The organism is Paenibacillus sp. NPDC093718, assembly GCF_050279985.1.
In the GTDB taxonomy this organism is placed as follows: Bacteria; Bacillota; Bacilli; order Paenibacillales; family Paenibacillaceae; genus Paenibacillus_AQ.
On sequence record NZ_JBNNUS010000001.1, the window covers coordinates 568011 to 590121 of the forward strand.

Sequence of the window (22111 nt, forward strand, 5' to 3'; positions counted from 1 at the left end):
ATGCAGAAAAAAGGAGTGTGCGGAAATGTTACAGGTGTTAGTTATTGGTGCAGGCACCATGGGAAAAACTCATGCCGCCGCCTATGCTTCAATGCCGGGCGTTAAGCTTGCCGGGATTGTCGATATCCGGACGGAAAAAGCGCTGCAGCTGGCGGATAGATACGGCGCACAGGCCTATGTTTCATTCGAAGCAGCAGTTGCAGGTTTGGGTGCGGATCGCATTGATGTCATTGACGTCTGCCTGCCAACCCCGCTTCATAAGGACTCTGTTGTCAAAGCCGCGGACATCGGCAAGCATGTCATATGCGAGAAACCGCTCGCCAGAAGCGAAGCGGATGCACGCTTCATGATCAACTACTGCCAGGATAAAGGCGTGCGTTTATTCGTGGGTCACGTTCTCCGCTTCTTTCCGGAATATGTGAAGGCCAAGTCGCTTCTGGATCAGGGCAGCATCGGCAAACCCGCTGTCATCCGGGCAGGGCGGGGCGGCGGTTATCCGATCGGCTGGAACCATTGGTACAGTGACTTCGGAGCGAGCGGCGGAATTACGCTGGACGCAATGATTCATGATTTTGATTACCTGCGCTGGTGCTTTGGCGAGGTTGAGCGCGTATATGCCAAAGGGCTCCATGGCCGTCATCAGGCCCAGCTGGATTATTCGCTGGTAACCCTTCGTTTCCGTAGTGGTGTCATCGCGCATGTGGAAGGCACCTGGGCTCACGAGGGTTTCTCCATGAATTTAGAGATGGCGGGCACAAGCGGCGTTATCGATTATGACAGCGCGAAGGACAGCCCTCTCCTCTTCAAAACGCGGGGCAGTGCCGCTACCGTTCCCGGCGTCGTCGTACCGGAAAGCCCGCTTGAACGGAGTCCCTATTACCGGGAACTGGAACACTTCATGTCGTGTATCCGTGACGGCAGCGAGCCGCTCATCTCGGCAAATGACGCATACGAAGCCCTTCGTATCGCGCTTGCCGCCCTTGCCTCCATGGCCTCCGGCGAGCCGGTGGTTATCGAGGACGATGCGCTCACACTCGCCTCAACATGAGGCAAAGGCGATCGACGCACTTTCAAAAGTCAGACCGCATGCAGCGGATCATTTTTCTTACGGGATAAGAAGGATACACCTCTGGTGGTTATCCTTTCTCATCTTTTTTAGAAGGAGAGAAAGCTATGAAATTGGGAGTAATCAGCTTTGCGCATATGCATGCGTTCAGTTATGCCAAAGCGCTGCAGGGGATCGAAGGCGTAGAGCTTGTCGGCATAGCCGATCCTGTAGAGGAGCGCGGACGGAAATACGCCGAGTATTTCGGAACAGCCTATTATCAGGATTATCACGAGCTGCTTGGTCAAGGCCTGGATGGTGTCATTGTCACCTCCGAGAATGTCCATCATAAGGAGCACGTACTTGCCGCCGCCGCAGCCGGGGTGCATGTGCTCTGCGAAAAACCGCTTTCGACCAATATACAGGATGCACAAGACATGATTGATGCGTGCAAAGCAAGCGGCGTGCTGCTGCAAACGGCATTCCCCGTGCGTTACAATGCTACGGTCGTTCGAGCCAAACAGATGGTAGACGAGGGAAAATTAGGCCGTATTCTGGCGATGAAGGGGACAAACCGCGGGCGCAATCCCGGCGGTTGGTTCATCGATCCCAAGCTATCCGGCGGAGGTGCCGTCATTGATCATACGGTGCATGTCGCCGATATCATGCGCTGGATTACAGGCGCCGAGGTGAAGGACGTGTATGCCGAAGTCGACCATCTCATCTCGGAATCCTCTATCGATGATTGCGGCATTCTGACTATGGAGTTCCATAATGGCGTGTTTGCCACGCTGGATTGCAGCTGGTCGCGGAACAAGGAGTTCCCGACCTGGGGCGACGTCACCTTGGAGATTATCGGCTCTGCCGGGACCCTAAGCGTTAATGCCACCAGCCAGAAACTGCACGTCTACACCGATGATTCCGGATACCGCCATCATGCATGGGGGGATAGCATGGATGCCAGCCTGATCAGGGATTTCGTAGCTTCGATCTCCTCCGACGCTGCGGAGGCATCCGTCACTGGTGAAGATGGGCTCAAGGCACTTGCCGTGGCCGTAGCCGCCTACCGATCATCCGCACACAAGCGGACGATCGCGTTGTCGGAGCTGTAATCGTTAACCGGCACAGAAGTCGTACTCGTGGTATTCGAGGAGGTCTTCTGTGCTTTTTTTCATAGCGAATCCGTTAATCCAGGTTCAAATGAATGCTTGAATAATATGGATAGCGGGGCTATAATCACGTGTGAGTAATCGAGTTACCGGAACATGGAACCAACATCCTATACGATCAGGAGTGAGGCAACCTATGATAAAAGCAGGCGTGCTTGGAGCGGGAGGCATGGGCGCCGTCCATATCAAAAACCTTCACGGGAACGAATATGTTCAGCTGGCCGCGATATGCGATACGAATGAAGTGTTAGCCAAGCAGCAGGCCGAGCTGTACGGTACGGCTTATTATACGGACGGCAGCACGATGCTGGAGCAAGAGCAGCTGGATGTGCTGTATGTATGCATTCCGCCATTTTGCCATGGTGATATCGAAGAACAGGCAGCCGCAAAGGGCATTCACCTGATGGTGGAGAAGCCGCTGGGGCTGGACGCCCAGTCTGTCCGACACAAAGCCAAAGTCATTGCTGAAAGCGGAATCATAGCAGCTTCCGGCTACTGTCTGCGGTACCTGGACATTGTTGCGATCGCCAAAGATTTTCTCAAGGACAAAAAAATCGGTATGGTTCGCGCTCACTACATAACAACACCTGTACCGACTCCTTGGTGGCGTAAGAAGGCATTATCCGGCGGGCAGTTGGTTGAGCAGTCCACGCATACCATCGACTTGGTTCGCTATCTGTGCGGCGATATCACCCGCCTGTATGCCGATATGAAGCTGCTGCTGGTGAATGACATTCCGGACCTCGACATTCCGGATGTGGGCGCCATCCAATTCGTGTTGGATTCCGGAGCCGTCGGCCATATGCAAACTGGATTTATCCAGTTCGATCATCGCAGCGGGATCGAGATCATGGGCCGCGACTTCCGCGCAGTTCTGGACGGAACCACGCTCTCCATTGTAGACAAGGAGAAAGAAATCGTGTACCGGAGCAAAACGGACTTTTACAAAAACCTTACCAATGCCTTGATCGACGCCATTCGTAACAACGACCCGAGCCTCGTGCTGGCATCTTATGAAGACGGCTTCAAGACACTGGAAGTAACGCTGGCCGCCAATGAATCCGCGGAGACCGGCAAACCCGTCATTCTGCAATCATAATAAAAAGGGCATGCTCGTGGTCTGTAGACCTTGAGCATGCCCCTTCATTTTGGGTTAAGCATGTTTAGTTCATATCACGCAACGCATCAAGGCACATTGTCTCCGGGCAGCTTGCCGCTTGCGCGTTATTACATGGGAGCGTTGAGCCCATTTCGCTCTTATAAACCAAGCGAAATGTACTTCACCTCCAGGAACTCATCCATTCCGTAGTGCCCGCCTTCCCGGCCAAGTCCACTCTCTTTAAATCCGCCGAACGGCGCTTGCGCCGTCGAGGGCACCGGATCATTCACGCCCACAATCCCGTAATCCAGCGATTCCGCAATGTTGACCGCTTCACTTAGATTCTGTGTAAAGACATAGGCAGCTAATCCATAGGGACTATTATTGGCACGCTGTACCGCTTCGTCTGTCGATTTGAACGTGGCAATTGGAGCAAGGGGGCCGAAGGTTTCCTCGTTCATGCATTCCATGTCGTCGGTTGCGTTCATAATGACCGTCGGTTCAATATAATTGCGGCCCAGCTCCGGTAACAATTGACCTCCTGCTAGTATGACGCCGCCCTTCTCTTGCGCGTCCTTGATCTGCCTCACGACTTTATCCACAGCGTCCCGGTTAATCAAAGGACCGATATCAACGCCGTTATCCAGTCCATTTCCTACCTTCAATTCCTTCACTAGCTCAGCAAACTTCGCGGCAAACTCCTGCACAATCCCTTCCTGCACATAAACCCGGTTGGCGCATACGCAGGTCTGTCCCCCATTGCGGAATTTGGAGGAGATTAATCCCGCAGCTGCTTGATCCAGGTCAGCCTGATCCGTCACGATAAACGGCGCATGGCCGCCAAGCTCCAGCGATATTTTCTTGACGTTAGCGGCAGCTCCGGCCATCAGCTGTTTCCCCACTTCGGTTGATCCGGTAAAAGACAGCTTTCTTACGCGGCTGTCTGCCTGCCACACACCGGAAATGTCGCTTGAAGCTCCGGTTACGATGTTAATGACCCCGGCTGGAATACCGGCCTGATCGGCAAGCTCCACCAGCTTGATGGCCGTGAACGGCGTCTCGCTGGATGGCTTGATCACCACGGTGCAGCCGGCGGCCAGAGCAGGCGCCACTTTGCGGGTAATCATGGATGCCGGGAAGTTCCACGGGGTAATCGCTGCTACTACGCCAACGGGCTGCTTCGTTACAATGATGCGCTGCCGGCTGGATGATCCGGGTATAGTCTCGCCGTAGATTCGTTTGCCTTCCTCCGCATACCAGGACACAAAGCTGTTGGCATATTGTATCTCGCCCGCTGCTTCCTTAAGCGGTTTCCCCTGCTCTGTTGTCATAATCCGCGCCAATTCATCCGTATGTTCCGCTATGAGCTGATGCCAGCGGCGCAGCAGTTCCCCCCGCTCATTCGCCGTTCTGCGGGACCACGCCGGAAACGCATCGGCTGCCGCATCAACGGCAAGCCCGGCTTCCTTCTTGCCGGCCTTGGAAACGGTGCCGATCACCTTTCCATCCGCCGGATTATATACATCCATCTGTTCCTCGGTCTGAATCCATTGTCCAGCAATATAGATTTGATTACGAAACATAGTAAAGACCTCCTCATCGTCTCTTCATGGCTGTGATTGCTTGTTGATCATCATCTGCTACGGTCACGATCCGTCCTTCTTATTATCCGTTACCCACTTACCCTAATGCAAAAAAATAAAACACTGGAGCTTTATACGAAAGCTCCAGTGTTTCCTATATTCATGACGAATTCGCTAAACTTATTTAATAGCTGCGTCTACTTCCGTGATCATTTCGGATACGGACGTCAGGCCGCCGCCGGAAAGATACCAGAAATCCGGGTTCAAGTAAACGATGTTACCCTCTTTTGCCGCGTTCGTTGTATTCACAAGCTCGTTCTCAACGACCGCTTTAGCACCTGAAGCTCCTTCGCCCGTGGCAACCGCTGCACCGCGGTCGACAACAAAGAGATAATCCGGATTCATCTCAACGATGTACTCATTCGAAATGTCTTTACCATGTGTGCTGACTTCGATGTTAGGATCTACGGCTCCGAAACCGAACACGTCATGCAGAATGCCGAAGCGGGAACCTGGTCCGTATGCACTGATTTTGCCTTCGTTAGCCAAGATGATCAATGCTTTCTTGCCGGTTGCTGTAGCTTTCTCATTCAAAGCTTTGATGTTCTCGTCAATCGTAGCAAGCTCTTTTTCAACTTCTGCTTCTTTGCCAAAGATTTGACCCAGCGTGTTCATGTTTGCTTTAAAGGATTCCATGTATTTGCTTGTATCAACACCCAGGAAGATGGTTGGAGCAATTTTGCTGAGTTCCTCGTACGCATCTTGCTGTCTGCCGGAAATGATGATCAGATCCGGGTTAATGCTGTTGATTTTCTCAAAGTCAGGCTCTTTCAAGCTGCCCACATTCTCGTATTTCTTGTCTTCGAATTTGGACAGGTAGGCCGGGATATTGGCTTGTGGAACGCCCAAAACCTCAATACCCAATTTATCGACAGAGTCCAGAATACCAAAATCGAAAACAACGACGCGGGAAGGATTCTTCTTGACAGGTGTTTCACCCAGTTGATGGGTAATCGTGATTTCTTCAGTTGCAGCCGGTGTATCTCCAGCTGCATCTCCGCCACCCGTGCCACTTGTTTTATCGTCTTGACCACAAGCCGCGAGTACAAACGTGAACATTGCTACCATAAATAAAGCCAACCATTTTTTCATTGTTACACCCCATTTTTTATAATTAAAAGCTTCTATAATTGAACATATTTTTGAATTTATGGTTGAATATGTAATTCAATATGAACAGATTAAACCATGCCGTCCTATATCCAAGGCAGCCCTGTCCTTGTATTTGATAAGGATTCCGTGCTGTTATCTTCCAGAATCCTTATCCTCTACTCTCTAATATCATGCCGCTTAGCCGTAGTATACGCACACCCGGTTGTCATTAATCTCTTCGATCTCAATGTCCATGTCATAGATTCCGCGAAGCACATTGCTCTGAATGATATTCTCGGTCTTCCCTTCGCTTTCAATGGCTCCATCCTTCAATGCCACAATGTAATCCGAATAGAACGAAGCGAAGTTGATGTCATGAATCACGATGACAATCGTCTTGTTCAGATCAGCGACAAGCTTTCTGAGAATCTTCATAATCTGTACGGAGTGTTTCATGTCCAGATTGTTCAGTGGCTCATCCAACAGGATATACTCTGTATTCTGGGCAATGACCATCGCTATGTAAGCACGCTGGGTTTGACCGCCACTGAGCTGATGAAGATATTTATGCTGCATATCCCCAAGCTCCATATAGGAAATCGCTTCATCCACGTATTTCTCGTCTTCCGCGTTCAATCTGCCCTGAGAGTAAGGAAAACGACCGAAGGATACAAGCTCACGAACCGTCAGACGGAGGCTGATATGGTTCGATTGTTTCAGGATCGAAACCTTCTTCGCCAGATCGCCGCTCTTCCATTGGCTAACCTCTTTACCGTCCACCGTAATTTGTCCGCTGTCCTTGCCTGTTAATCTGCTAATCATGGACAGCAGCGTACTCTTGCCGGCACCGTTCGGGCCGATAAAGGAAGTGATTTGACCTTTCGGGATCGTAACCGACACGTTATCAACGACTTTTTTGCCGCCATAGACTTTCGATACGTTCGTAACCTGGATCATGCTTTACTCTCCTTTAGTAGCAGGTATATGAAGTAGACACCGCCGATGAAGTTGATAATGACGCTGAGCGTTGTAGAGAACGTGAACACCCGCTCTACAACCAATTGACCGCCGACCAGTGCGATAACGCTAATCAGTATGGATGCTGCTATTAAATATGAATGCCTGTATGTCTTCATCACTTCGTACGCAACATTGACCACCAGGAGCCCGAGGAATGTAATCGGACCTACCAAAGCGGTAGCCACCGAGATCAGAACGGCAACCACAATAAGAAGCCGCTTCACAACATAGTCATAATTCACGCCAAGGTTGATCGCCTGCTCACGACCTAGTGCCAGCACGTTCAGGTACTTGGCAAATCGGGCAAAGTACAGCAAGGTCAACGCTACGACAATGACGGAAAGGACCAAAAGCTCGGTCTTCACATTGTTAAAGCTGGCAAACATTTTGTCGGCTACAAATTGGAACTCGTTCGGGTCAATCAGCACTTCCATGAAGGAAGACATGCTGGAGAACAGGGTTCCGAAGATCATGCCGATCAGCAGCAGGAAGTAAATGTTGTTCCCTTCCCTTTTGAACAGAATCTTATATAAGACTCCGGCAAACAGGATCATCGCACCAACGTTAATCAGAAAGTTAACGTTGCTGCCCAGTTTGTACAGCGTGAAGGATCCGAAGACAAAGATGACGGTGGTCTGGACCAGTATATATAAGGAATCCAATCCCATAACGCTAGGCGTCAGTATCCGGTTATTCGTGACCGTTTGAAACACCGTGGTAGACAGAGCAATTGCTCCGCCGGTCAGAATAATGGCAAGCACCTTCTTGATTCTCCTCGGTAGCGCGTAATCCCAATTGCCGCCAAGATCAATGAACAGAAAGACTGCCACCAGGATGATTGCCGCTGCGGCCAACAGGCCGAGTTTGGCTTTATAAGTCATAAGCCTTTCTCCTCATCAGTAAGAAAATGAATATACCGCTTCCGAGTACGCCCACGGTTAGACTAATCGGAATTTCATAGGGATAAATAATGATCCGGCCCAGGATGTCACAGAACAGTACGAACCCGGCCCCCAGCAGCGCGGTATGCGAAAGGCTTTTTTTCAAATGGTCTCCTAAGTACAAACTGACAATATTAGGTATGATCAGACCAAGAAACGGAATCACGCCGACCGTCAGCACGACGGAAGCTGTAACCAGCGCCACGATGACCAGTCCCAGATTCACAACTCTCCGGTAGTGAAGGCCCAGGTTGGTAGCAAACTCCTCTCCCATTCCGGCCACCGTAAACTTGTTGGCGAACAGATACGCCAGAATCACAAGCGGGATACTTATATAGAGCATTTCATACTGGCCCTTCATGATCATGGAAAAATCACCCTGGAGCCATGCGGACATATTCTGAATAAGATCATATTTGTATGCAAAGAAGGTGGCGATCGAACTGACGATATTACCAAACATCAGCCCTACGAGCGGGATGAAGATCGCGTCCTTGAACTTAATCCGATCCAGTATCTTCATGAAGATAAAGGTTCCTGCCAGAGCGAATACAAATGCCACAAGCATTTTGATAAGCGGTCCGCTTGTCGTGAAGACAAGCATGGCTACCAATATGCCCAGTCTGGCAGAGTCCATCGTACCTGCCGTGGTGGGAGACACGAACTTATTGCGGCTGAGCTGCTGCATGATCAATCCGCAGATGCTCATGCTAACACCCGCCAATATGAGGCTGACAAGCCTAGGAATCCGGCTGACAAGCATAATATGCTGTTGTTGTTCTGTCATCGAGAACAATTGCAGTGGCGAGATATCTTTAACTCCAATAAATAATGAGATTATCGAGAGTACCACAACGGCTGCAAATAAGTATCTAATCTTCATGGCTCTTCCTTCTATGCGTATGTCTCTAAGTATCCGGGATCTTGCAATTTTCGTCATCATTCTCATTGAGATTGATTATCAATCGCGTTCTGATATGCATTATATCATCCTCATACTGGCTCGACAAGTATAATTGAGAATCAAAATCAATTAATTGGTTCATACATGTATATTTTGTTCATGAATTGTTCATAATATGAAGTTTCAAGGAAGCATAGCTCATATCCTCAGGAAGAACCACTCTTTAGTTAAATCTCCCTTTAATGTGGTTACTGTCATAATGAGACTTCTCTAAAAACTACACGGTTTCAATTCTTATTAAATGGATAAGAAAAATAATATTAAATATTAAAAGTCGTTGACAATCCCTCTAAGTTATATTAATATCCTAACATAATTATTATTTCTAACTAAACGTAAGTTAATATGGAATGATAATTGAAATTATGGCTAATAACGTAAAATGCATATTTGCTTGTAGTAAGGGACATCTTCTTATCAGGCGTATGCAAATTCGATTACACCAGGAGGTTTTTTTTCAATGTCTAAAGATTTTTCAGCTGCACTCAAAAATCGCCGTTCTTATTACGGGATTAGCAAAGAATCCGTTATCTCGGACGAGCGTATTCAGGAAATCGTAAACGAAGCGGTTAAGTATACTCCGTCTTCTTTCAACTCCCAAAGTGCACGCGTCGTTGTATTGCTTGGCGAACAGCACGATAAACTGTGGAACATCACGGAAGGCATCCTGAAGGAAGTTGTTGGCGATGAAGAAGCATTCAAATCCACTGCCGACAAGATGGCTTCATTCCGCGCTGGTTACGGTACGGTATTGTTCTTCGAGGACAACAACGTCATTGCCGGGCTGCAACAAAACTTTGCCGCTTATGCCGACAACTTCCCGGTTTGGTCCAACCAATCCAACGGCATGCTGCAATTTGTAGTATGGACATCCCTTGAAGCAGAAGGTCTGGGCGCATCCCTGCAGCACTACAACCCGCTGATCGACGAAAAAGTAAAATCCGAATGGAACATCCCGGAAAGCTGGAAGCTGATTGCTCAAATGCCTTTCGGCAAGCCGGTTGCTGAACCAGGCGAAAAAGAATTTGCACCGCTGGAAGATCGCGTGAAAGTATATAACTAATCAAACAGATGAAATAAGCCGCCTCCCTAAGTTCCTGCAACTGGGACAGGCGGTTTTTTTTATAAAGCAAAGATTGAAAATCCGATCGCAAAACGATACAATTACACAGGTAAGAACCCATGAACTTCTACGACAACATGAAGTTCGGGGGCAAAACTTGCGGTAACCAACTACATAAGATGTTGGCTGTACTAGGGGTGCCATGTGCTGAGAGACGGCGGGCTGCCGTTAACCCTTATCACCCGATCTAGGTCATACTAGCGTGGGGAAGTGTAGCATTTATGTTTATTTCCTTTCGTAGGCATAACTGCACTTTCTTCATGGGGTGCGGTTTTTTTGCGTGGACTTATATAATGGGGAGGAAATGACAATGAATGAGCTTGCTTGCGGAACCAGCCGGATCGTCGGATGCCGGTTCTCGGTATTTCCCATGACAGACCGGTTTGTGGAGGTCATCATGGGCGCGCTGCAATCTGTGGATACGGGGAAGGTGTGGATTCAGACTGATGATGTGAGCACCTGTATTCGCGGACGTGCGGAGCATGTCTTTGATGTTACAAGGGCGATATTCGCCCATGCTGCGGCGAGTGGCGTGCACACTGTTTTTAATGGTACTTATTCCATTGGCTGCCCTGGAGATACGGACGCCGATGTATATATGACTGAGGATTCGACCCTCTTGAACAACGACATTGGAGAACTTGCCGATATGGAGACTGCCTGCCAGTTCGCTCTTTACCCCATGGGTACGGATAACTACATGGATGTCATCTACGGTGAAGTAAATCGTGCGAAGGCAGCCGGTACATTCGCCGGAAGCGTTCATTACGCCAGCCGGTTGGACGGGTCCTTATCCCGGGTGTTTGGGTCTCTTGAAGAAGCGTTTTTGCATGCGATCCAATCCGACAGCAGTCATCTGGTCATGACTGCGGTTGTGTCTGCCCACAGCCCATCGGTCAAAGCCGCATCGAATTGAGTTATATTGGGGCAGACAAAAGCCCGGCAAGAGCCGGGCTTTCCTGTCACTAGCTGCCAAGAATCTTGACGGTTTAAACCCAAGCACTCAAGATGATTACGAGCAGGATAAAGAGAACCAAAATAATTCCTACTGAATTGCCCCATGCGCCGCCGTATTCTCCGCTCATGAAGATCCCCTCCTGGATTTAAAAAATGACGTGATGTAATCACACTATTATAGTATTTCCCGATTTGTGCTAGCGTCACGGCTAATGTACCTCTCTTTATCTATTCGCAAGGAAATTTTATTCCTCGTAACCAATGAGAAGTTTCCCTCCATACGGACGGAGCATTTCCTCGGTGAATGCCATCAGAGCTGAAGGATCATCCTGGCGATACATCGCCGCAAGCGCTGCTTCCAATCGTTCTCCCATGATTGTGTCATAGCGGCTGAACAGCCGGAACAGCGTTTTCCCTTCACCCGTCCACTCCCGGTTCACCCTAAGTACAAATTCACAGAGAATCGCCGCTATTTTGTGCACCGTAAACCATTTTTCGCCATCCCTTCGTGGACCCTCCAAGTCCAGCATGTACTCGGTTAGCATATAACGGTATTGGTTAATGTCGGTTAGCGTCAATGGCATGGGTCCGTAATTCAAATCGCTGTGGGCTTCCGTCCGCACCTCTTCTCCCTCGGGCAGCGCGCACAGCACCGTCCCTTCTGCGATCATCCGTTGAAATGACGGATTCGCCGCGATCACTCCCTCGTCAAAATATTCGCGATAGGAGGATAAAGACAATATAAAGATTTCCGCGATCCACCCATGCGCCTCTATCGTCTTCCTGCTGAAATCATAACCGTCTCGTTCAATGACCATGATGTCCAAATCGGATTGTTCATTATATTCGCCTCTGCTCGCGCTGCCGCCAAGCACGGCAAGCAAACAGTCGGGATAATCGTGTTGAATGACGCGTTCCGCTGCCTCTACCGGTTCCATCCTCATGACGTTTCCTCCATTATGACTCTGATCCTCCCGAAAAAAGGGCTCAAAATATCTAATTCAGCTAAAACCCTAAACGTACCTGAATCATATGGTAAATAAACGATTACCCTCATGTTGATGACAAGGAAGAAGGGATAGATAAGATGAACTACATTCATATGCTCTCCAAACTAGGCATGGGCAGTGCCCACCCGGGAGGATTCGAGGCAACCCTCAGAATGCTGAAGAATTATCCCATTCAACCGGGCAGCCGCATTCTGGAGGTGGGGTGCGGAACTGGCAGAACCGCATGCCATCTTTCGGAGATGGGGTATCAAGTGACAGCTATTGATCTGAACGAAAATATGATCAAAAAAGCACGGGCACGAGCCGAAGCGATGGAAATCGACGTACAGTTCCTTCAAGCGGATGTATGCGCATTGCCTTTCGAGGACAACCAATTTGATCTGATCATGGCCGAGTCTGTTACCGTATTTACGGATACTTCGAAATCGCTGCCCGAATATTACCGCGTTCTGGATCGCGGAGGCGTCCTGCTGGACAGAGAATTACTGCTTGATATGCCCATGCCGGAAGCAAAGCTTCAGGAACTGCTCGAATTCTTCGGAATACCTAATCTGATGATGAGAGAAGAATGGGCGGAATCCCTCTTGGCTTGCGGGTTTAAACAGGAAGAAATTCTGGAGTACAACCACTTCAATGAGCAGCTAAAGGAAGAGCAGACACGTCATCTGGATTCATTTGAACAGCGCGATAAAGGACTCCTGTTCGATGTTGCGCTCTGGGAAACGCTGTTTAAGCATGACCGCATGATTTTGGATAATACCGATTATCTCGCTTCCGCCTTATTCCGGGCAGTAAAATAAAATCATTTCATATTTGCGCATCAAGTGGGGATTCGCTTATTTGCTACGTATCCCCTCTCCCTTCTCATTTTCAGTTCTTTCGACCTAATCCAACACTTTTAGTCAATTCGTTCTATCTAGTTTTGCCCGTCGATGCTATAATTGCGGTAAATATATCCTATGTTGTTGAGGAGGACTCATTCTTATGGCATGGTTCAACAGACTCCCTATCTCACGAAAAATTACTGCAGCCTGTTTTCTCATTGCCGCTTTGTTTGCGGTACCAATGCTGCTTGCATTTATTCTGATGGGTAAAGCAATCATTGGCGTGGTCATCGTAGTGGTACTAATCGGTCTTACTTTTCCTCTTTCTCGTCTTATTGAGAAAACGCTTACTAACTCCTTTGCGGAAATCTCCAGCGTTTCTGCCAAAATCGCTAAAGGCGACTTCACCTTCCAGGTAGAAGAGGTTGGGGGCATGAACGATCTCAGCAGAACATTCAACAGCATGGTGGACAAGCTTCGTAAAATATTGCAGGAAACCTCGGATATTACGCGTCAGGTCATGACCTCAAGCTCCAATATCTCGATTAAAAACCAGGAGCTCATTCAAGTGATGAATCAAGTCTCCTTATCTTCCAATGAGTTGGCCGTCGGGGCTAACGAAATTTCGGATGACGTAGCCGAAATGACGCATTCCATTGGCGAGATCGAGGAGAAGGTCAGCAACTATACGCATACAACCCGGGAAATGAATACCCGATCGATCGAAACGCTGGGACTGGTTGAGCAAGGAAGGGACTCCGTCGCCAAACAGTCTGCAGGAATGCAGCGTAATATTGACGCAACGGCCAAAGTCGCGGAGTCCATTGATGCACTGGCCCGGAGTGCCAGAGGAATTACCCAGATCACGGAGACGATCTCGGAACTTGCCGATCAGACCAACTTGTTATCCTTGAACGCATCCATTGAAGCGGCAAGAGCAGGCGAGCACGGCGCCGGCTTTGCCGTTGTCGCCCAAGAGGTGCGTAAATTGGCCGAAGAATCCACGTCATCAACAAGGGAAGTATTCAATCTCGTACGGAGCATCGAATCGGACGTGAAACATGCGACCCAGAACATTAAAATTAATGAAGAGGTCGTCAGGCAGCAAACCGAAATGATCCGTGAAGCTGAGCTGGTGTTCATGGAGATTGTAAACAGTGTGCAGTATATTTCGGAACAGATCGCCGCTTTCTCCAAGGAGAGCGAATCCATGCTCGAAAGTGCGAAGAGCATTTCTTCCGCGATTCAGAATATATCGGCGATTACGCAGCAATCCGCCGCAGGAACGGAGCAGGTGTCGGCCTCCATGAATGAAGGCATCTCATCGATCCAGAAGATGGCCGAGGAGGCTGAAGCGATGAATAATGCTGTCTTCCGGCTGCAAAAAACGATCAACATTTTCAAATTTTAAGTAAGGTACAGTCTACATAATGTATACGCGCTTTCGAAGCGGCAACGAGCCGAAATGTAAGAAGTGGCTGTGCTAGGATAACATCCTGAGCACAGCCATTCTTCATTGGACACAATTTCGAGTATGACGAATCGTCCGTCAAGTGAGCAAACCTTCATAGGAGCAGCCCCCTTTTTTATCATATTGAGTGCTCCAGCATTATTGCTCGCTCCATAACCGAGCTATATTCACTAGCCGTCCTTCTTCAAACTCGACTCGGTATATATCCGGCAGCGTCGTTCCTTGCCAGAAATGATAGTCATATCGTTGATCATAATGCTGCAGCATGAGTGTCATAATGTCGCCATGCGTGCCAATCACGACACGCTTTCCGATATGCATATTCAGGATTTCCTCCAGCACCTGGACTGCTCGGCTTTGCGCGGTTTTGCTGGATTCCCCTCCGGGGAAGGAGGTAATTGGATCCTGAAAAAGGATCTTTTTGGCATCGAGGAATGAATGCCCCTGAAAATCTCCGACATTCCGTTCCCTCAAGTCCTCTTGTTCCGCAATCGGTAGTCCTAAAGCGTCCGCCAATGGTTGGACCGTATCCTTGGCTCGCTGATAAGGGCTTGATATGATAACGTCAATCCCTTCCCCCAGGAGCAATTCCTTGACTCGAACCGCTGCGAGGGAACCCTCGGCAGACAATCCCCTCGACCTTTCCTTCCCCTCGATAAATGGAGATTCCGCATGTCTCACAAAATATAAAGTCGTCATCTTTCAACCTCTGCTACTTTAGAAGTCTCACCTTTTAATACGGGTTCCATCATCATCTCTACAAACGGAGTTAACGGTAACAGCCCCAATGACTCCAAGGGAATCCATTTTGCTCCTAATGAGTCTTGACCGTCTCCGCCCGTTTTGATTACGGCGTTACCATTCAGCAGCTCGACATCATACATGATACCGATGTGATGCAGCTCTTCCATCTGATTCGCTTCATACTGGTATACGATCGTGTAGGATACGGCCGTCCGTATACTGCCCTTTATTGGTGAAAGCCCGGTTTCCTCTATAAATTCGCGCTGCAGCGTATGCTCCGGCTCTTCTCCGAACTCAATGGAGCCGCCCGGTAAATCCCACTTCCCCTTGTGCGGCCCTCTCGCTTTCTGGATCAACAGGATATGATCATGCTGAATCAATACTCCATAAACGCCGAGATGCGTATGTTTCACCACACTTAACACACTCCTTTTCTTGCAGTGAAGGTGATCCATTGACTTCGAAAAAGCACGTCTCTCCCACCCTTCACTTCTTGAATATCCTGCTGCACCTGCCGCCTCGTTAAGATCTCCCATTCCGAATACAGCTCATCGAGCATGGAAAAGGCTCTGTCCGAAGACAGATTCAACTCGATTAAACCTTCCTCCACCAAGCCCGTTTCCTGATCGATTTCCTTCACCTCTGTGCTCATCATGATGCAGTGTATGCCCTGGTGCACGGTTCCTGCCTGCATCTGTTCGATCTTGGATACGAAGGCATCCTCGGAGCTCATATGCTCCAGGCATGAGCATGCGATGACGTAATGATAAGTATCCTCGGCAATTTCATAGTGCTCAACGTCTGCCACAATCGCCTCAAGGTTTGAGCTTACGCCATGTAATACCGCATACTGCCGCAGCTTCTCGACTGCCGATGGCAGCAGATCCACGCAAACGACCTGCCCGTTCGCCGCTTGGATCCGCTGCGCAACCGGGATACTATTACGCCCGACGCCACAGGCCAGATCCAATACCCGCGTCTCATGAAACGATAATAATTCCAGATGATCCAGAACCGTCTGCACGGGCTTGGCTAACCAGCTCCCAGGCTGAAACAATACGGCTTCTTCGTACAGTGTCTCGTGATACAATATTTCCTTTTGACGTGCGCGGTTGAATATGTCCATGCGATAGCCCCTTGTTCCGGCCGTTATAAGGCCTACCTATAAATTCAATACGGTCAAGCTCATTTCCTATCTCACTAAAGCTTCTGGTTGGATGCCTTTGTCTAATCCTCGTTTATCGTTAGCTGCGGCCACTGATTCTTCCATTGCTTCTTCCCTACCCGTTCCAAATAATAGCTCCGCTTATGGAAATTAGGGCTTCTGCGAACCCGAAGCGCAAATAAATCCTCTAACCCGTAAGGACAACAGAGCTCAAGCTCTCCTTCGGCGTTCAGCCTTGCCCCGACCGCGGTAGCCGTCTCCGGCCAATAGGTTAACGCTGCATGGGTCGAGTCATAAGGCTCATCTCCATTCTTCACATGCATTCTGGCCTGATTCTTGACCGACCATTTCAGGTTCCCCGTTGTTGTTCTAAGAAGCTCTTCCAATCGAATGTCCCGCGCTTCAGACACATCTTCCGGATCGAAATACACCACATCAATATCCGTATGTCGATCCGTCCCTTCTAACCCATGAAGCAGGTCCCACACATAATTTCGAATGTAGCCCGCAGCAATATAGCATTGCGGCAGTCCTAAGTCGCAGACGCTGCCTAAATCCGTCATCAATTGCTTATGCTGGCTTATGTATTCCTTTAACCGCTCCTCTAACATCCATCCACCTCCAGTAACTTGATGTTTTTCCCCGCCTCTCGCCATTCTTTTTCCATAGGTTGTTACATTTGGTAGCCGCAACTGAATATGAGCGTAACCCTATAATCCTGTATCCGTGTAAGAAAAACCTCTATCGACGTACTTTTCTCAGAAGACAGACCGCATTTAGCGGAAGTTTTTCTTGCGAGATCAGGATGCTAAGCCTCGGATGTTTATACTTTCCTATCTCTTAAAAAAGCATAGACCGATTCACGAGGAATACGGTCTATGCACGCTCTTTGGTAAAACTATTATATTCCAAATAATCCCTGAACGGCAAGACAGGCAGGGATTATAGGGCGCAGCGGGTGCCACCCGAGCTGCATGCCGGACAGAAACCTGAGCATGCGCCCTAACAGTTGCGACTTGAGCCGGTTTGACTTCGGTATGTTCCTGTGAGGGAGCTTTATAAGCCGGATTTCGAAAAGCTATGCACGAGATGCACAAGATTATCCCATCGTTCGTGCAGTCAAGGCCGCTGGTATAACTACACAGCCGCGTCCACCCGCTCCTGCGAAGCGCCGTCACAGCGCTTGCACACTTTCAGGGCAGTCCCGTCCGATTTGGTCCGGGGATACAACAGTTTAGTCCGCGTACTCTTGCACACCGGGCATGTACCGCGGGCGCGAGTTGGTAGGTTCCACAAGGATTTGCCTCTTTTTTGTTTTGCCATAATCCAGATACCCCATTTCATAGATTCATTATCATCACTCTTACATATATGAAAGGGTTCGGCAGAACATGTCGGGCAGCTCCATTTAGATCTCACATGACATTGGTTCACAATCACTGCAGCCTCATCAAATCCGGAATGAATGGGGATCGCTGTTATGGTACGCCTGTGGCGCATATTCGCAATGCTAGGGGAAAATGACAAAAGCGAGAATGCATCGAAGACGCCCTCTCGCTTTTTGCAACGAATTATTTGTTTATAAAGTCCATAATCTCTTCCTTGGACGGTATGGAGGCTTGTGCGCCTGGCCGGGTTACCGTCAGTGCAGCCGCTGCAGTTGCAAACTGAAGGGCCTCTTCCGTTTCCAGTCCCTCCGTGCAAGCCGCCGCATAAGCACCGATGAAGGTATCTCCTGCCGCCGTGGTATCCACGGCTGCGACACGGAAAGCCGGAACGGTGTAACGGACGCCTCTGACATTCCCATAGTAGCAGCCTTGCTCGCCCAGGGTGATGATCACGTTGGAGGTGCCTCTGCCGATGATCGACGCTGCAGCTGCATCCGCTGTAGCAGCGTCCTCCACCTTCAGGCCGCTTACCACTTCTGCTTCGGTCTCGTTCACAATTAATGTATCGATCAGCGGCAGCACGTCATGAGGTACCTTTCGCGCAGGTGCCGGATTCAGCCAGACGCGAACGCCTGCCTTGTTGGCCGATTGGATAACGTACTGCGTCGTCTGCCACGGAATTTCATTCTGCAGCAGCACAGCGTATACTCCATCCCATTTCGCCTCTGTCGCTACGTCTTCTTCAGTCAACTGCCCATTGGCTCCTTCCGACAGCACAATATAATTCTCGCCTTCCTCGTTGACCGTGATAATCGCCATCCCCGAGGTGCCTGTCTTGGAGAGGACGGAAGCAACGCCAACGCCTCGTTCCTCCAAAGAAGCAACCAGGGTCTTCCCAAATGGATCAAGACCAACCGCGCCGACCATGGCGCAATCCGCACCTGCCGAGGCTGCCGCCACAGCCTGATTCGCCCCTTTCCCCCCGGGAAAAAAAGATGTGCCCCTGCTATGAATCGTTTCCCCCGGCCGGGGAAACTGCTCTACAGTACTCACAACATCCATATTAATGCTGCCAATGACAACCAGCTTCCGCAAAGCCAATCCGCTCCCTTCTCTTATACCGACTTCGGCTCTGATGTACGAATGCGAACATCCTTGATCTCATTCTCGCCGTCATCCAAGCAGCCAAAGCCGAACATGCCATGACCATAAGCGGTTTCCTTGCATTCCAGCACATTCTCTCCATTAATATACAGGATGAACCGATCTTTCTCGGAAACCAGCTTCAGGCGGTATTCTTGGCCTAATGCCCAATCGTATCTTGCCGTAATCAGACGCTTGATCCCGAAATCCTGTTTGATAAACGATACGGAATTCGGGCCGTCGAACCCGGCCAGATAATGACGCATAACGCCCTGTGCTCTTGTAATCAGACAATGGCTGGTGCCGGATATCGGTTTGATGGTCGCTTCAATCTCCATATCTTCGGCATAGTAATTGCCGGAATAGGACGAAGTATCACCTACCGAAGTACAATGCAGCGCTCCTTCACGCAGCTCCCATGTTCCTCGATGATGCGAGAATGGCGTGATCGAAGCGAATTCTTTGGCCTGCTTGGCAAAATCGATCGTATAATCCGCAGCTCCCGTGATTCGGAATTGCCCGACGAACAAACTTCCGATGGCACGATTCAATAGCGGCGACGGGCTCTCGAGTATCCAGCCGATCTCATCAATCATGGCACCTTCCGTATCCGGAATGACGAATTGAACAGGGTTCCACTCTCCGCACATAGGAGTAAACGGAGCCATTCGCACGTCCTCCTGCGTATAGGTATTGCGTACATACGGAGTCAAGGTAACCGGTTCGCCTTCCCACTGATCCACATAAATGCGGGCGGATACGGTCTGCCCGCTGTAGGCCAGAGGGGCAAAGGTCGGCTTATATTTCTCATCGTTAAACTCCGCCCGGCGATAGAACGGTTTATAATAAATCTTGCTGCTGTCCCCTTCCACCAGTCGATCAAAGACGACTTCCAAAGATCCTCTGCCATCATAGGCATTCTTGATGGAGTGGCGCAAGACAGGCGTCTTGAACGAATTACTCGTCCGAAAGCCGTGCGTAGATCCCGGCAGGTCGAAATCGAAGTACACCTCGCCCTGCCTCACCCGACGAGCCAGCTCTTCAGGTGCTTTCTCTCCGTTGAGGCGATAGCCAAGCAGTGCAAGCTCTTTGGCGAATGACGGAAAATCCACCAGATTCAAATAGCCGGACACGCTGGAAGCCACGATGAAGTCATTGATCGGCTTGCGGTAATGATCCGGGATCCCCGCCAGGCCGCAGTAAACACCGAGGATCGTTCCCACATTGCCTGCGTTGCAATCAGTGTCCCAGCCACACATCGAGGCGATTTCGACCGTGCGTGCAAAATCTCCCTCGCCATACAGAAGGGCAAGCACGCACACGCCCGCATTCGGGATAATGTGGCATACGCCCGTATATTTATCGTATCCCCAGTGGTCCTCCAAATACTGGCGGCAAGCGCGGAAATCGGAAGGCTGCTCCCGATGGAAGTCCATCACCGCATGGACCACGCGCGCATAGGTGGAGTCATCCGGAATCATGCGCAGGCCTTCCGCGATAATCTCATCCATGGACGAAGCATCAAAGGCTTTGGCGATGCAAGCGGCCATGAAGCGGGCGCCATACAGCCCGTTGCCGTCATGGGAGACGCTTGCCGCTTTTTCCGCGTAATCCGCCGCTTTCTCCGCCTGACCCGGGAACAGCAGACCCCAGGAATCGATGAAGATCTGGCCGCCGATCTGCTCCGCCATCTCCGTGCCGTTGACCTCGATCGAACCGGAACGAGGGGCCGGGATGCCTTTGCGCAGATTCACATAGGCGCGGTGCTCGGTGCTGATATCCTCGCCGCCCCACCAGAACATGCCGATCCCTTCCCGTGCGTAATTGAGCCATGCTTTGCCCACATCCTCCGGCTCAAGTTCACGGTCTGTCGCATCGTCATACAGCGCGCGGATAAAGAAAACCGGACCGTTGGCGTCATCGTCCGCGGCAAAGGTTGTATATGGCTTCACATAATCCCGGATATCGCCGTATACATCACGAATGCGTTCATACGTCCAAGCCACCGGTTCGATGGGAGCACCGAGCCTTATGCCAATGTTCATGCCGATGAATCCCGCATATACCGTCTCTACATAATGTTTAGGTATCATTTGCTCTCCCTCCTATTTAAAGCATTCTTCTTTATCCGTTGTGGTTCTCATTGCTTGTTTAACGCTAACGACTCAATATGGTCTTCCGAGACTCATTGATGCGAATATCCTCCTCAATGATCTTCGCGGCAATGCCGCTGAACCGGTCGGCGATAGCGCACAACTCCAAGCGGTTCACCTTATTCAGCTGTTCGATATCTTCCTTGCGGATAACCTCGCTGCCATACATGGCGCCCAGGATCACCCCGGCCATGACGCCGATGGAGTCGGTGTCACGTCCGGAGTTAACCCCGTCCAGAATCGAACGATAGTAATCACCGTCATTGAGAACGATAAACGCCAGTGCCATCGGCAGCTCTTCAATCGACCATAAACGGCTCGGCGTATAATGGTTGCTCGGGATACCAACCTTGTCGATATGGCGGCTCACGTCATCGCCCATCGGTGAATATTTGAGCATGATCGTCTGAAACACTTCGATCACTTTGTCCATGTCATCCCGCAGATGCCGCAGTTCGCGGGCAGCTTGCGTCATCTCTTGAATGGCAGCTTTCGTGCCGTCTTTCGCCAGGCTGATGGCGGTGCGGACAATATCGTCCACACTTACCCCCGGCACAAAGGCCTTCGCCACGCAAGCGGCCAGAACGCCCGCGGCTTCCAGGCCGTAGCTGCTCTGGTGCCCCATCGCAAACAGGATGGCCTCATCATAAGCCGCCTTTGGATTGCCCGCATTGACGATCCCGATCGGGGCGATGTACATCGCCGCCCCGCAGTTCACCATATTCCCGATGCCGCCTTCTCTCGGATCGCAATTCGCCAGCACATGACGCATAAAGATATATTTTTCCGGATAGAACAACCGGTCAATGATCAACGTTTCCTCATTCAGCTCAGGGACAAACGTCTTGCGGAACGCAATCTCCTTCACGAACTCGTTGCCCATATCATACGCATCCAGATGCCTGCCCTCGGTAAGATACACGTTCATGAGCGCAATTGTCATCAGCGTATCGTCCGTGACAATGCCATCGCCTCTTACACGGCCAAGCCTGACGTCGGCAGGCAGATCCATCTTATGCCATCTTGTCATCAGGGATTCCACGCGTCCGTATTTGGACTTGATCTCCCCATACGTCAATTTCTCGATTGGAGCTCCCATTGCGTCTCCGAGCGCGGTGGATATCACCACGCCCCTCACCCGGTCACGAAACGAAGTCATA

Annotated in this window: 22 protein-coding genes and 1 riboswitch; of the genes, 7 read left to right on the forward strand and 15 right to left on the reverse strand. The window is 50.1% G+C overall.

Translation table 11 applies throughout. From position 1 onward, the window contains the following. Positions 1-25 precede the first annotated feature (25 nt). The 3 genes from ACQKPA_RS02730 (at position 26) to ACQKPA_RS02740 (ending at position 3313) form a co-directional block, all read left to right on the forward strand. Positions 26-1048 carry a Gfo/Idh/MocA family protein gene (locus ACQKPA_RS02730; protein ID WP_427489154.1) on the forward strand — a complete coding sequence of 341 codons (1023 nt, stop codon included), beginning with the start codon at positions 26-28 and terminating at the stop codon, positions 1046-1048. 125 nt (positions 1049-1173) lie between these two features. Then, positions 1174-2157 carry a Gfo/Idh/MocA family protein gene (locus tag ACQKPA_RS02735; protein ID WP_427489156.1) on the forward strand — a complete coding sequence of 328 codons (984 nt, stop codon included), beginning with the start codon at positions 1174-1176 and terminating at the stop codon, positions 2155-2157. A 193-nt stretch (positions 2158-2350) separates the two neighbouring features. Continuing rightward, the gene (locus ACQKPA_RS02740; protein ID WP_427489158.1) at positions 2351-3313 is read left to right on the forward strand and encodes a Gfo/Idh/MocA family protein; all 963 of its coding nucleotides are present in this window, start codon (positions 2351-2353) and stop codon (positions 3311-3313) included. A gap of 158 nt (positions 3314-3471) precedes the next feature. On the opposite strand, the gene ACQKPA_RS02745 is transcribed toward ACQKPA_RS02740, so the two are convergent. From ACQKPA_RS02745 to ACQKPA_RS02765, 5 genes are all read right to left on the reverse strand, one after another. Continuing rightward, on the reverse strand, positions 3472-4896 hold the full coding sequence (locus ACQKPA_RS02745) for an NAD-dependent succinate-semialdehyde dehydrogenase (RefSeq protein ID WP_427489160.1): 1425 nt from the start codon (positions 4894-4896) through the stop codon (positions 3472-3474). Between the two features lie 180 nt (positions 4897-5076). Then, a complete protein-coding gene (locus tag ACQKPA_RS02750; RefSeq protein ID WP_427489162.1) occupies positions 5077-6048 on the reverse strand; it encodes a siderophore ABC transporter substrate-binding protein in 972 nt (323 codons plus the stop codon). A gap of 198 nt (positions 6049-6246) precedes the next feature. After that, entirely contained in the window at positions 6247-7005 is a 759-nt protein-coding gene (locus tag ACQKPA_RS02755; RefSeq protein ID WP_076325073.1) for an ABC transporter ATP-binding protein, read from the reverse strand. Then, positions 7002-7949, reverse strand: coding sequence for an iron chelate uptake ABC transporter family permease subunit (locus ACQKPA_RS02760; RefSeq protein WP_427489164.1), 948 nt, complete (start codon positions 7947-7949; stop codon positions 7002-7004). The genes ACQKPA_RS02755 and ACQKPA_RS02760 overlap by 4 nt, the downstream gene beginning before the upstream one ends. Beyond that, positions 7939-8892: an ABC transporter permease gene (locus ACQKPA_RS02765; protein ID WP_113057399.1), complete on the reverse strand. Its 954-nt coding sequence runs from the start codon at positions 8890-8892 to the stop codon at positions 7939-7941. The genes ACQKPA_RS02760 and ACQKPA_RS02765 overlap by 11 nt, the downstream gene beginning before the upstream one ends. A gap of 541 nt (positions 8893-9433) precedes the next feature. On the opposite strand from ACQKPA_RS02765, the gene ACQKPA_RS02770 reads away from it, so the two are divergent. Both ACQKPA_RS02770 and ACQKPA_RS02775 read left to right on the forward strand, forming a co-directional pair. After that, entirely contained in the window at positions 9434-10036 is a 603-nt protein-coding gene (locus ACQKPA_RS02770) for a nitroreductase family protein (protein WP_427489167.1), read from the forward strand. Positions 10037-10219: 183 nt separating this feature from the next. Beyond that, positions 10220-10322: riboswitch (TPP riboswitch) on the forward strand. A gap of 84 nt (positions 10323-10406) precedes the next feature. Then, complete coding sequence (locus ACQKPA_RS02775; protein WP_427489169.1) at positions 10407-11012, forward strand: YkoF family thiamine/hydroxymethylpyrimidine-binding protein; 606 nt, start codon at positions 10407-10409, stop codon at positions 11010-11012. A gap of 73 nt (positions 11013-11085) precedes the next feature. On the opposite strand, the gene ACQKPA_RS02780 is transcribed toward ACQKPA_RS02775, so the two are convergent. After that, entirely contained in the window at positions 11086-11181 is a 96-nt protein-coding gene (locus tag ACQKPA_RS02780; protein WP_427489171.1) for a sporulation protein YjcZ, read from the reverse strand. Between the two features lie 117 nt (positions 11182-11298). Beyond that, complete coding sequence (locus ACQKPA_RS02785; RefSeq protein ID WP_427489173.1) at positions 11299-11997, reverse strand: nucleotidyltransferase domain-containing protein; 699 nt, start codon at positions 11995-11997, stop codon at positions 11299-11301. A gap of 143 nt (positions 11998-12140) precedes the next feature. On the opposite strand from ACQKPA_RS02785, the gene ACQKPA_RS02790 reads away from it, so the two are divergent. Together ACQKPA_RS02790 and ACQKPA_RS02795 are read left to right on the forward strand one after the other, a co-directional pair. Next, positions 12141-12863, forward strand: a complete 723-nt coding sequence (locus ACQKPA_RS02790) for a class I SAM-dependent methyltransferase (RefSeq protein ID WP_427489175.1) — start codon at positions 12141-12143, stop codon at positions 12861-12863. Between the two features lie 184 nt (positions 12864-13047). Further along, positions 13048-14298, forward strand: a complete 1251-nt coding sequence (locus ACQKPA_RS02795) for a methyl-accepting chemotaxis protein (protein WP_427489177.1) — start codon at positions 13048-13050, stop codon at positions 14296-14298. 198 nt (positions 14299-14496) lie between these two features. Here ACQKPA_RS02795 and ACQKPA_RS02800 read toward each other — a convergent pair whose 3' ends face one another. From ACQKPA_RS02800 to ACQKPA_RS02835, 8 genes are all read right to left on the reverse strand, one after another. Next, positions 14497-15057: a histidine phosphatase family protein gene (locus ACQKPA_RS02800; RefSeq protein ID WP_427489179.1), complete on the reverse strand. Its 561-nt coding sequence runs from the start codon at positions 15055-15057 to the stop codon at positions 14497-14499. After that, positions 15054-15518 (reverse strand): NUDIX hydrolase, encoded by a 465-nt coding sequence (locus tag ACQKPA_RS02805; protein ID WP_427489181.1) that lies wholly within the window; start codon positions 15516-15518, stop codon positions 15054-15056. The genes ACQKPA_RS02800 and ACQKPA_RS02805 overlap by 4 nt, the downstream gene beginning before the upstream one ends. Before the next feature lie 2 nt (positions 15519-15520). Continuing rightward, positions 15521-16228 (reverse strand): class I SAM-dependent methyltransferase, encoded by a 708-nt coding sequence (locus tag ACQKPA_RS02810; protein WP_427489183.1) that lies wholly within the window; start codon positions 16226-16228, stop codon positions 15521-15523. 101 nt (positions 16229-16329) lie between these two features. After that, positions 16330-16878, reverse strand: a complete 549-nt coding sequence (locus ACQKPA_RS02815) for a nucleotidyltransferase family protein (RefSeq protein ID WP_427489185.1) — start codon at positions 16876-16878, stop codon at positions 16330-16332. 526 nt (positions 16879-17404) lie between these two features. Next, positions 17405-17590 (reverse strand): hypothetical protein, encoded by a 186-nt coding sequence (locus ACQKPA_RS02820; protein ID WP_074961828.1) that lies wholly within the window; start codon positions 17588-17590, stop codon positions 17405-17407. A gap of 248 nt (positions 17591-17838) precedes the next feature. After that, complete coding sequence (gene rbsK / locus ACQKPA_RS02825; RefSeq protein WP_427490240.1) at positions 17839-18750, reverse strand: ribokinase; 912 nt, start codon at positions 18748-18750, stop codon at positions 17839-17841. 20 nt (positions 18751-18770) lie between these two features. Further along, positions 18771-20891 (reverse strand): ADP-ribosylglycohydrolase family protein, encoded by a 2121-nt coding sequence (locus ACQKPA_RS02830; protein ID WP_427489188.1) that lies wholly within the window; start codon positions 20889-20891, stop codon positions 18771-18773. Between the two features lie 64 nt (positions 20892-20955). Beyond that, a complete protein-coding gene (locus ACQKPA_RS02835; protein ID WP_427489190.1) occupies positions 20956-22110 on the reverse strand; it encodes an ADP-ribosylglycohydrolase family protein in 1155 nt (384 codons plus the stop codon). Position 22111: the final 1 nt, after the last annotated feature.